Annotated in this window: 8 protein-coding genes and 1 pseudogene; 4 read left to right on the plus strand and 5 right to left on the minus strand. The window is 61.7% G+C overall.

The window, feature by feature from the left end:
* From aceE to rsgA, 5 genes and pseudogenes are all read right to left on the minus strand, one after another.
* Positions 1-954: pseudogene (gene aceE / locus VK725_RS00705) on the minus strand (pyruvate dehydrogenase (acetyl-transferring), homodimeric type); the annotation flags it as partial.
* 272 nt (positions 955-1,226) lie between these two features.
* Positions 1,227-3,518: an NADP-dependent malic enzyme gene (locus tag VK725_RS00710; protein ID WP_325316152.1), complete on the minus strand. Its 2,292-nt coding sequence runs from the start codon at positions 3,516-3,518 to the stop codon at positions 1,227-1,229.
* Between the two features lie 127 nt (positions 3,519-3,645).
* On the minus strand, positions 3,646-4,929 hold the full coding sequence (locus VK725_RS00715) for a flavohemoglobin expression-modulating QEGLA motif protein (protein WP_325316153.1): 1,284 nt from the start codon (positions 4,927-4,929) through the stop codon (positions 3,646-3,648).
* Positions 4,926-5,402 carry a hypothetical protein gene (locus VK725_RS00720; protein WP_325316154.1) on the minus strand — a complete coding sequence of 159 codons (477 nt, stop codon included), beginning with the start codon at positions 5,400-5,402 and terminating at the stop codon, positions 4,926-4,928. Before VK725_RS00720 ends, VK725_RS00715 begins: the two co-directional genes overlap by 4 nt.
* A gap of 37 nt (positions 5,403-5,439) precedes the next feature.
* Positions 5,440-6,495 carry a ribosome small subunit-dependent GTPase A gene (gene rsgA, locus VK725_RS00725; protein WP_325316155.1) on the minus strand — a complete coding sequence of 352 codons (1,056 nt, stop codon included), beginning with the start codon at positions 6,493-6,495 and terminating at the stop codon, positions 5,440-5,442.
* Between the two features lie 143 nt (positions 6,496-6,638).
* Here rsgA and VK725_RS00730 point away from each other — a divergent pair, with 143 nt between their 5' ends.
* The 4 genes from VK725_RS00730 to grxD form a co-directional block, all read left to right on the plus strand.
* Positions 6,639-7,886: an aminotransferase class I/II-fold pyridoxal phosphate-dependent enzyme gene (locus tag VK725_RS00730; RefSeq protein WP_325316156.1), complete on the plus strand. Its 1,248-nt coding sequence runs from the start codon at positions 6,639-6,641 to the stop codon at positions 7,884-7,886.
* Between the two features lies 1 nt (position 7,887).
* Entirely contained in the window at positions 7,888-8,487 is a 600-nt protein-coding gene (locus VK725_RS00735; RefSeq protein WP_325316159.1) for an SGNH/GDSL hydrolase family protein, read from the plus strand.
* A gap of 108 nt (positions 8,488-8,595) precedes the next feature.
* Positions 8,596-9,453 carry a UDP-2,3-diacylglucosamine diphosphatase gene (locus VK725_RS00740; RefSeq protein ID WP_325316157.1) on the plus strand — a complete coding sequence of 286 codons (858 nt, stop codon included), beginning with the start codon at positions 8,596-8,598 and terminating at the stop codon, positions 9,451-9,453.
* A 170-nt stretch (positions 9,454-9,623) separates the two neighbouring features.
* The coding region (grxD, locus tag VK725_RS00745; protein WP_325316158.1) for a Grx4 family monothiol glutaredoxin at positions 9,624-10,490 on the plus strand (867 nt) is incomplete at its 3' end.

Below are 10,490 nucleotides of genomic sequence, written 5' to 3' on the forward strand. Positions count from 1 at the left end.
CAGCTTGCGCAGCACGCCCTTGGTATCGCGCGCCAGAAGCGGATCCCAGTACGAACCCCAGACCACCTTGATGGCATTCCAGCCGGCGCCGCGGAACACGCCTTCCAGTTCCTGGATGATCTTGCCGTTGCCGCGCACCGGACCGTCGAGACGCTGCAGGTTGCAGTTGATAACGAAGATGAGGTTGTCCAGACCTTCGCGACCGGCCAGCGCAATGGCGCCGAGCGATTCGGGTTCGTCCGTTTCGCCGTCGCCCATGAAGCACCAGATCTTTCGATCGGACTTCGGAATAAGGCCACGGTGTTCGAGATACTTCCAGAACTGCGCCTGATAGATCGCCTGAATCGGGCCCAAGCCCATCGACACGGTCGGCACCTGCCAGTAATCGGGCATCAGCCACGGATGCGGGTACGAGGACAGGCCGCGACCGTGACCGGCCACTTCCATGCGGAAGAGATCGAGCTGATCTTCGCCGATGCGACCTTCCAGGAACGAACGCGCATAGATGCCGGGGCTGGAATGGCCCTGATGGAACACGAGATCGCCCGGATGATCGGCACTCGGCGCACGCCAGAAATGGTTGAAGCCCACGTCATATAGCGTCGCCGACGAGGCGAAGCTCGCGATATGGCCACCCAATTCGCCAGGCTTGCGGTTGGCGCGCACGACCATCGCCATCGCGTTCCAGCGAATCAGCGTACGGATGCGCCATTCCATCGCGCCATCGCCCGGCATCTTTGCTTCCATATGCGGCGGGATGGTGTTGACGTACTCGGTGGTCGGATCGAACGGCAGATAGCCGCCCGAACGACGCGTGGAATCGACCAGCTTTTCCAACAGGAAATGCGCGCGCTCGGTGCCTTCGCGATTGATGACGGCACTGAGCGATTCAACCCATTCTTGGGTTTCGGTGGGGTCGAGGTCCTGGTGGAGGATATCGTCGATCTGATCCATGGAACGTCTCCGCGGCGCCCGGCGCCGCCTTGCGGTGGATGCGCGTCGCTGGGGAGGCGACGAAACCGTTGCATCGGTTCGGCGGCAACGTGCCGGCACGGAACAGAACCGCGTGGCGAGGGCGCCGCTGGACGAGCTAAGACTTCCGATTCTAGCTGCCGCGCGGCGATCCCGCCAATTGAAAAGGACTACATACGTATGCGCACGGCTGAAGTCCTTCTCTCATGGAGAAATAGGCAGCCGTGCGATAGCCCTAGTGCACTGCACAACGATCAGCTGGCGCGTTCGCTCTGTGCGGCACGAATCTGTGCGTCCACGGCCGCGATGGCCGTCATGTTGATGACACGACGCACGGTCGATGCAGGCGTGAGGACGTGCGCTGGTTTGTCCACGCCCATCAGGATCGGGCCAATGGCCACGCCATCGGTCATCACGCGCACCATGTTGTAGGTGATGTTGGCCGCATCGAGGTTGGGCATCACGAACAGATTGGCGCGACCGCTCAACGTCGTGTTGGGGAAGATGCGCTCACGCAGCGCTTCGTCCCACGCGGTGTCGGCTTGCATTTCGCCGTCCATTTCCAGCTTGGGTGCACGGGCGCGGAGAATCTTGTACACCTCGCGCATTTTCGCGGCGCTGGCATTCTCGTGACTGCCGAAATTGGAATGCGAAAGCAGCGCGACTTTCGGCTCGACACCGAAGAGCTTGAGACGATACGTGGCCTGCAACGTCGCTTCGGCGATCTGCTCGGCCGTGGGATCGCATTGCACGTGCGTATCGAGGAAGAACCAAGTTCCCTTGTCGTTGATCACGCCGCTCATCGCGGACGTGCACGACACGCCTGGATCCAAGCCGAACACGCTGCGAATGTAGCCGAGCTTCTTGTGATAACGGCCGACCAGGCCGCAGATCATGGCGTCAGCTTCGCCACGCTGCACCATGATAGCGGCGATGAGCGTGGGACGGGAACGCAGCAAGTTCTTCGCAGCCGCCGGCGACACGCCGCGACGCTCGGTCAGTGCGTGATACGTCTGCCAGTATTCGTTGAATCGCGGGTCGTCGTTGATGTTGGTAAGTTCGAAATCGACACCTGCCCGCATGCGCAGGCCCAGGCGCTCGATACGGCTCTCGATCACGTCCGGGCGGCCGATCAGGATCGGATACGCCAGCTTCTCATCGATGGCCGTTTGCACGGCGCGCAATACGGTTTCTTCTTCGCCTTCGGCGTACACCACGCGCTTGCGATCCGCGCGCGCACGCTCGTACACCGGCTTCATGATGAGACCCGTGCGATAGATGAACTGCGCGAGCTTCTCGATGTACGCATCCATGTCGGTGATGGGACGCGTGGCAATACCCGACTCCATCGCGGCCAGCGCGACGGCAGGAGCCAGCATCACCAGCAGGCGCGGATCGAACGGACGCGGAATGAGGTACTCCGCCCCGAAGGTCGGCGGTTCACCGCCATACGCACCCGCAAGATCGCCCGATTCCATTTGCGCGAGCGCGGCAATCGCGCGCACGCAGGCAAGCTTCATCGCTTCGTTGATGCCTGTGGCGCCCACGTCGAGCGCACCGCGGAAGATGTAGGGAAAGCACAGCGCGTTGTTGACCTGATTCGGGTAATCCGAACGACCGGTCGCGATGATGCAATCCGGGCGCACTTTCTTCGCCTCTTCGGGAAGGATTTCCGGCGTCGGGTTGGCGAGCGCGAGGATGATCGGCTTGTCCGCCATCGCCGCGACCATCTCCGGCTTCAGAATGCCGCCCGCGGAAAGGCCCAGGAAGATATCGGCACCCTCGACGATCTCCGCCAGCGTGCGCGCTTTGGTGTCGCGCGCATAACGCTGTTTGTCCGGATCCAAGTGATCGCGGCCGGTGTACAGCACGCCTTCGCGGTCGTACGCGAGGATGTTTTCCGGCTTCAGACCCAGCGCCACCAGCATGTCCAGGCACGCAATACCCGCCGCGCCCGCGCCGGCTGTGGCCAGCTTCACGTCCTGAATCCTCTTGCCGACGATTTCCAGCGCGTTGACCACCGCTGCGCCCACGATGATGGCGGTGCCGTGCTGATCGTCATGGAACACCGGAATCTTCATCCGCTCGCGCAGCTTGCGCTCGACGATGAAACATTCCGGCGCCTTGATGTCTTCCAGGTTGATGCCGCCGAAGGTCGGCTCCATCGAAGCGATGATGTCGACCAGCTTGTCCGGATCGCGTTCGGCCAGCTCGATGTCGAATACATCGATACCCGCGAACTTCTGGAACAACACGCCCTTGCCTTCCATCACCGGCTTGCCGGCGAGCGGGCCGATATCCCCCAGGCCCAGCACGGCGGTACCGTTGGTGATAACGGCGACGAGGTTGGCGCGCGCCGTCATCTCGCTGGCGGCTTGGGGATCTTCGACGATGGCCTCGCACGCATAGGCCACACCCGGCGAATACGCCAGCGACAGGTCGCGCTGGGTCAGCAGCGAAGTGGTCGGCGAGACCTTGATCTTGCCCGGACGCGGGTAGCGGTGGTAATCGAGTGCGGCTTTACGGAAGTCGTCGGAATGAGCCATCGGATGCGTTGATACGTATCGAAAGGGAGAATTCGGGTCGCCGAAGCGAGATTCGCGCATGGTAGCACCCGGCCGCCTTCACCACGGGCGCCCGCTGTGTAGGTGAGCAACGCCGTAAAGCGCGGATTTACACCCCGGCCGACAGCGTCTCCGCCTCCACCTTGGACATGCGAATGCGGTTGATGAAAAGCGAGAAGGCCAGCTTGCCTGCCAGGCCGTGCACATGCTGCATCCACGGCGGCAACCACCGCGGTGAGACTAGGGCGCCGGAGATGAAGTGCGGCTCCAGATTCATCACGTCCTGCAAGGTGAGCTTGCCCGCAAACAGGTAACGCAGCAGATCCATGCGGCGCTCTTTCAGCGCCCAGCGGAAGAAGGTGTGGACATCGAGCAAGCCGGAAAGATACACGTTGTCCTTGGCGAACGCCGAGCCGCCAGTCAGCGGCACGCCGCGGAACACGCGCTGTGCGGAGTGAAAGCTGTCCGCCACGCTTTGGCCGCAACGGTTGAAGAAGCGATAGACCTCGACGAAATCGGCACCGTTGAGCGCCATGTCGATCGCAAGAATGCGCAGGCTGATGCGTTTGAGGCGAGCGATATCGATCGCGCCGGACATCAGTTCCGCAAACACAGCCAAACCTTCCTGTGTGGCGGTGACGCGTGGTGATGTGCGTGCAAGCGAAGCCAGCAGCGGCTGGGCGCGTCCATTCAACGCCGTGAGCGAATGCACATAAGCTTCGTGATTGAGCAGCTGATGACGGTCGTACTGGCTGAAGCGCGTACCGCCGCGCAAGCGAATGCGCGTCGCACCGGCGGCGGCTTTCGCGGTGAGATCGTTGTCGACTTCGACGGCAATCACGCCGGGGCCGAAAAAGTCATCCAGCGCCTTGGCGAGATCGCCACGCAGCACGTCGGAGGGAATGCTCGCCGTAATGTCGTCGTCCTGGAGATCGGCGCCGAGCTCATCGGATAGCTCCACGAAATACTTCGCGGCATCGAGATTGCTGCGGTCACTGCCAGGAATCGAATCGCCGGGACGTCCATACAATTGAATCGAGGGTGCAGTAACACCCGCAGTACCCACGGCTTCGAGCATTTCCGCAGCAATGCGCCACGATTCGGCGGTGCGGCGCAGATACTCGCCAAGTGGATCGCCATCGCTAGCTTCATCTTCGATCGCCACCAGCTCTTTGCGCACTTCGGAAAAATCCGGAACCTTGTAGCTCACTTCCGGCAAGCTGTACTGCCCTTTGCCGTACTCCTCGATCATGCGGTCTTCGAGCGACGCGGGCCAGCTCACTGTCGACAGGATATTGATGCCGCGTACCGCCGCGAGAAGCCGCTTGTCGAGTGCGGCGTAGCACTCAAGTCCGGCAGGAATGGTGGCAGGTGCGTCGGTGGAGGTGCTCATGTTGCGGATGTCCGTAAAGCGTCGATGCGACTGGTAAGTTCCGTCGCTATCGGATCAGGTTTGAAGCTATAGGTGAAACTAACTGATTCGACCGCTGGCATGAAAGTAATGCGACGCCCCCAGCGCGTGTCGCTTCGCAGCGTTAGCGTGATGCGCCGCGGATTCGTCATGGTGCTTGCGTTCACGTCCGTCACGTCGCTGAGCGGAATTTTCGCAAGCTCGTCGCGATTCTTCACGATGACCGCATCGCCTTCCAGCCAGACTTCGTCGACCACATCGGCAACAAGATTGCGGTAAAGCGCATAACCAATGACGACCATCAGCAGCGGGAAAATCAGGAACATCAACGCGCCTTGCTTGCCTGCATGGACAAGCACCCAGGCCACCACAGCGACGATCATCACAGCGCCGCACCAAATGACCGGAAAGGTCTTCTTGTAGAACGACGTCAATCGCGAAGAGATACGGCGCATCTCCATAGGCTTGGCACTCTGATCGACTAACAGATCGTTATTCCCTCTCACGTGAACCGCGTGGACTGTGTGGCTTTGTGGCGGGCCGTCCGCCGCGCTGGCGACGCAGGCGCGATTCGAGCATGGCCGCCTGCTCTTCGCGTTCGTCGCGGAGCTTCAGGTAATTGCGCCAGCGCTCTTGCGAGAGCTCCCCCTCGTCCAGCGCGGCCTGCACGGCGCAACCGGGTTCGCTGCCGTGACCGCAATCGGCGAAACGGCATTTTTCGGCGAGCGCCTCGATGTCGGCAAAGAGATCGAGATTTTCTTCGCCGGTGAGTTTGAGTTCGCGCATGCCGGGCGTGTCGATGAGACAGCCGCCGCTCGGTAGCTGTAGCAGCGCGCGATACGTCGTAGTGTGGCGACCGCGGCTATCGTGCTCGCGCACGGCGCTGGTTGCCATGTGCTGGCTGCCCAGCAGCGTATTAGTGAGCGTGGATTTGCCTGCACCGGAGGAACCTACGAGCACCGCGCTGTCGCCCAGCTTCAGATAGGCCGACAACGTTGCAACGCTCGTCGGGTCCTTGCCGTTGATCGCATGAATCGGCGTGCCGTTAGGCAACCGCCCGCGCAACTCTTCCATGCGCTCCCGCGCGTCATCGTTGAGATCGAGCTTGCTCAGGATGATCACCGGCTGCGCGCCGGAGCCCTCGGTGAGCGAGAGATACCGCTCGATGCGTGCGGGATTGAAATCACCGTCCAAGCCTGTCAGCACCAGCACGTAGTCGATATTGGTCGCGATCACCTGCCGTTCGTAGCGCTCACCCGCCGCCGCACGCGACAGCACGGTGCGACGCGTTTGAACGATGGCGATATGCGGCGGCTTGCCCGGCTCGATCTCGACAAAATCGCCCACGGCCGGCCGTTCTGCCGGATCGAGGCCGCGTTTTAGAAAGTGGCCGGCCGGCTGGGCGCCGAAGGTCTGAACGCCGTCATGCAGCTCATAGCCAGCGCGGTGCTGTGCGACGACACGTGCCAGTCGCCGTCCTTCACCCGGCAACGACTGGCCGCGCCAGCCGATGTGCCGAAGCTGTTCGATGGTTTGGGCATCGCTCATAGTCCGATTATGCATGTGTAAGGGCCGCCCGTCGTCTGCCATGTTTCCAGCCCACGGGCGCCTCCCATGGGCTGGCTAACGCTGTTAGCATCCCATTGAACCGGCGGATGCCGGGTTTTCGCGAATGAAGAAGGACGTACCCGTTGGCCCCGATCAAACCCAGTGCGCATCTGGCAGAAGTGCGCTACGAAATCCGTGGCGCGCTGACGCGTCGCGCTCGCGAGCTGGAGGCTGCCGGTCAGCCGATCATCAAGCTCAACATCGGCAACCCGGCCCGCTACGGTTTTACCGTGCCCGATCACTTGCGCGAAGCTATCGCCGCGCATCTGCATGAGAGCGAAGCGTACGGCCACGAACAGGGCCTGGAAGAAGCGCGCGAAGCTATCGCGGCGCAACAGCGTGCACGTGGCGCGCACCATGTGGAAGTCGAACGCATTTTTATCGGCAACGGCGTCAGCGAGCTGATCGATCTGAGCCTGCGCGCATTGTTGCAGCAAGGCGATGAAGTGCTGCTGCCCAGCCCGGACTATCCGTTGTGGAGCGCAGCGACCATTCTCAACGGCGGTGTGCCCCGATACTACCGCTGCCTCGCCGAACATCGTCATATGCCCGATCCGGAAGAGATCGAGGCACTGATTACGCCGCGCACGCGTGCATTGGTGCTGATCAATCCGAATAATCCTACCGGCGCGGTGTATCCGCGCGCGCTGCTGGAGCAGATTGTCGAGATTGCCGCACGGCATCGCCTGCTGTTGCTGTGCGACGAAATCTATGACGAGATTCTTTACGACAACACACCGTTCCAACCCCTCGCCGAGGTGGCGGGTAACGTGCCGTGCGTCAGTTTCGGTGGATTGAGCAAGGTGCATCGCGCCTGCGGCTATCGTGTGGGTTGGCTGAGCCTGTCCGGCGATCCGTTACGCACGCACGACTATCGCGATGCACTGCAGCTGCTCGCCGCGTTGCGCCTTTGCGCGAATGTCACAGCGCAATGGGCGGTGATTCCTGCATTGAAAGATACGCCGACCATCACCGCACTCACCGCACCGGGCGGACGCTTGCACAACGCGCGCAAAGCGGTGCTCGACAGTGTGGCGGTGAGCAAGTATCTCGATCTCGTCACACCGGGCGGCGCACTGTACGCGTTCCCGCGCATCCGCAGCGATCGCATGGCGAACTTCAACGATGATGCATTCGCGTTGCGTTTGCTGGAAGAAGAATCCGTGCTCGTCGTGCCAGGCTCGAGTTTCAACGTGCCGACTAGCCGCCACTTGCGCCTCACCCTGCTGCCGCAACCGGCGCAGCTGAGCGAAGTGTTCGTGCGCATGGAACGCGTGCTCGAGCGCATGGCCGCGGAAGAAACCCCGCGCGCAGCGGCTGCACTTGCCTGATATGCCTTTTCACTATCTGGCGCTCGGCGACTCCTACACCATCGGTGAAGATGTTGCCGAGAAAGCGCGCTGGCCGATGCAACTGGTGCAAAAGCTGCGTAGTCACGGTGTCGCGATCGACGATCCGCGCATCATCGCCGTGACAGGCTGGACGACGGATGAGCTATCCGCCGCCATGGATCAGGCGCATCTTGAGCCCGGTTACGACCTCGTCACGCTGTTGATCGGGGTCAACAACCAATATCGTGGACGGTCGGCTGGCGAATACCGCGTGCAGTTTCATACGCTGCTGATGCGTGCTGTCGCCTTGGCGAACGACCGCCCAGAACGATTGATTGTGGTGTCCATTCCCGATTGGGGTGTGACGCCCTTTGGACACGCCAGCGGTCGCGACGTGGCCAAGATCAGTCACGACCTGGATGTTTTCAATGCGATCGGGCGGGACGAAACCATCCGCGCTGGCGCCCATTTCGTGAATATCACCGGCATTTCCCGCACCCATCCCTGGTTCGTCGCCGCCGACGGGCTGCACCCCTCTTCGGCGCAGTACGCCCTGTGGACGGATGCCATCGAACCGGTCGTGCGCGGCGCGCTACGCTGAAATCAGCCTTAAAACGCTCACGGCAATCATCCTGCAACCATTTCGCCATCGCACGGTGACGTTGGAGTTCGAGACTGTGGTCCCGGCACACAACCGGGGAACAACGCCATGGCCATCCTTCGCTGCCGAAGCGTTTTCATTTCCGACGTTCATCTGGGCACACCTGACTGCAAGGCTTCCTACCTGCTGGATTTCCTGCGAAATCTGCAGTGCGAGAAGCTGTACCTGGTGGGCGACATCATCGATCTTGAGTCCCTGAGCCGCCGCCGCTGGTGGCATCCGGACCACGGCACCGTAATCGCCGAAGTGTTGGATATGGCACGCCGCGGCGTGCAGGTTACTTACATACCGGGCAACCACGATGCCGCCCTGCGCGGCATGGTGGGACAAACCATCTGCGGCGTGCGCATCGAACTGGACGCCATCCACGAAGGCGCCGACGGACGCCGCTACCGGGTCAGTCACGGGGACGAATTCGATCCCGAGCAGATTGGCCGTAGTTGGATGCTGCACATCGGCGAGGCCATGCATCGTTTCATCTGCTGGAGCAACCGCCGCGTGAATGCGTGGCGCCGTCGCATGGCGCTGCCGTATCTGCCGCTGTCGATCATCGTCAAATCGCATATCGGCCAGGCGCTGGCCTACATTCGCGCTTACGAAGAACGCGTGGCTGCCGATGCGCGCGAACGCGGATTCGATGGCCATATCTGCGGCCATATTCACTACGGACAGGTTCGCACCATCGACGGCGTGGTGTATCTCAACGACGGGGACTGGGTGGAACATTGCACAGCTCTGGTCGAGGACGACGCCGGCTCGATGGAACTGATCCACTGGAGCGAACAGCCTACCGCGCTGGGACGCGCCAGCCGCGAGTTGGTGATGCCCTCGCCCACCGCCGCCCTGGCGCTTGCACCGCTGGCCCGCAACAAGCGCGACCTCGAAGACCTGCGTCCGGCAGCATAAGAGCCACCTGCCCCTCCCCTGCGCGCAGGGAGGTTGGGAGGGGTCAATCAACCTAGCGAAAAGCCGCAGCTCCCTACCTTACAGGGGGAGCTGCATCAAAAACCTTGAACCCGCCTCCGCCGCCTGCATATGTAGGGGATACAATGCCCCTCTTCCCCGGAGCCCTTTGCATGTCCCTCGACACCCCCACCCGCGAACGAATCGAAAGCCTGCTCAAAGACCACCGCGTGGTGTTGTTTATGAAGGGCACCCGTTCTCAGCCGATGTGCGGTTTCTCCGCCGCGGCCACCAACACGCTCAACGAACTGTTGCCCGATTACCACACCGTCAACGTGCTGGAAGATCCGGAAATCCGCGAAGGCATCAAGCAGTTCGGCAACTGGCCGACCATTCCGCAGCTGTACGTCGATGGCGAACTGGTCGGCGGCGCCGACATCATTCATCAGATGTATGGCAGCGGCGAACTGCATCAGCTGTTCGGCGCCGCAGCGCCGGATCGTACACCGCCGGAAATCACGATTACCGATAAGGCCGCCGAAGCGATTCGTCAAGGCACCGAGAATGCACAAGGTCTCGCGCTGCATCTGGAAATCGGCCCGGACCACAGCGCCGGCTTCCAGCTCGCGCCGGGCAACGAACACGACATCGTCGTCAACGCCAACGGCATCGAAGTGCATTTCGATCCTGCCAGTGCACAGCGTGCGAAAGGCATCGTGATCGATTGGGTGTCCACCATGCAGGGCGAAGGCCTGAGCCTGAAGTTTCCCAACGCCAACGAGATCCGCTCGATGAGCGTGCAGGAACTGCAGCAGCGCCTCGCCGCCAAGAACATTACGTTGGTCGATACGCGTCCGGCACAAGGTCGTCAGATTGCTGCGCCGCTTGCGCAGGCACGCATTCTCGAAGAAGAAGGCAGCGCACTCGCCGCGTTACCGAAGGACACCCCGATCGCCTTCATGTGCCATCACGGCATTTCCAGCCGCGGCGTAGCCGAACGCTTCGCTGCGCATGGCTTTACGCAGGTGTATAGCGTCGAT

Origin of the sequence: Dyella sp. (assembly GCF_035486915.1) — a bacterium.
In the GTDB taxonomy this organism is placed as follows: Bacteria; Pseudomonadota; Gammaproteobacteria; order Xanthomonadales; family Rhodanobacteraceae; genus Dyella_B.

What these genes read in the sequence shown, in the direction of transcription:
- VK725_RS00710 (WP_325316152.1), bottom strand. Translation starts at nt 3,518, where the DNA reads ATGGCTCATTCCGACGACTTCCGTAAAGCCGCACTCGATTACCACCGC.
- VK725_RS00715 (WP_325316153.1), bottom strand. Translation starts at nt 4,929, where the DNA reads ATGAGCACCTCCACCGACGCACCTGCCACCATTCCTGCCGGACTTGAG.
- VK725_RS00720 (WP_325316154.1), bottom strand. Translation starts at nt 5,402, where the DNA reads ATGCGCCGTATCTCTTCGCGATTGACGTCGTTCTACAAGAAGACCTTT.
- rsgA (WP_325316155.1), bottom strand. Translation starts at nt 6,495, where the DNA reads ATGAGCGATGCCCAAACCATCGAACAGCTTCGGCACATCGGCTGGCGC.
- VK725_RS00735 (WP_325316159.1), top strand. Translation starts at nt 7,888, where the DNA reads ATGCCTTTTCACTATCTGGCGCTCGGCGACTCCTACACCATCGGTGAA.
- VK725_RS00740 (WP_325316157.1), top strand. Translation starts at nt 8,596, where the DNA reads ATGGCCATCCTTCGCTGCCGAAGCGTTTTCATTTCCGACGTTCATCTG.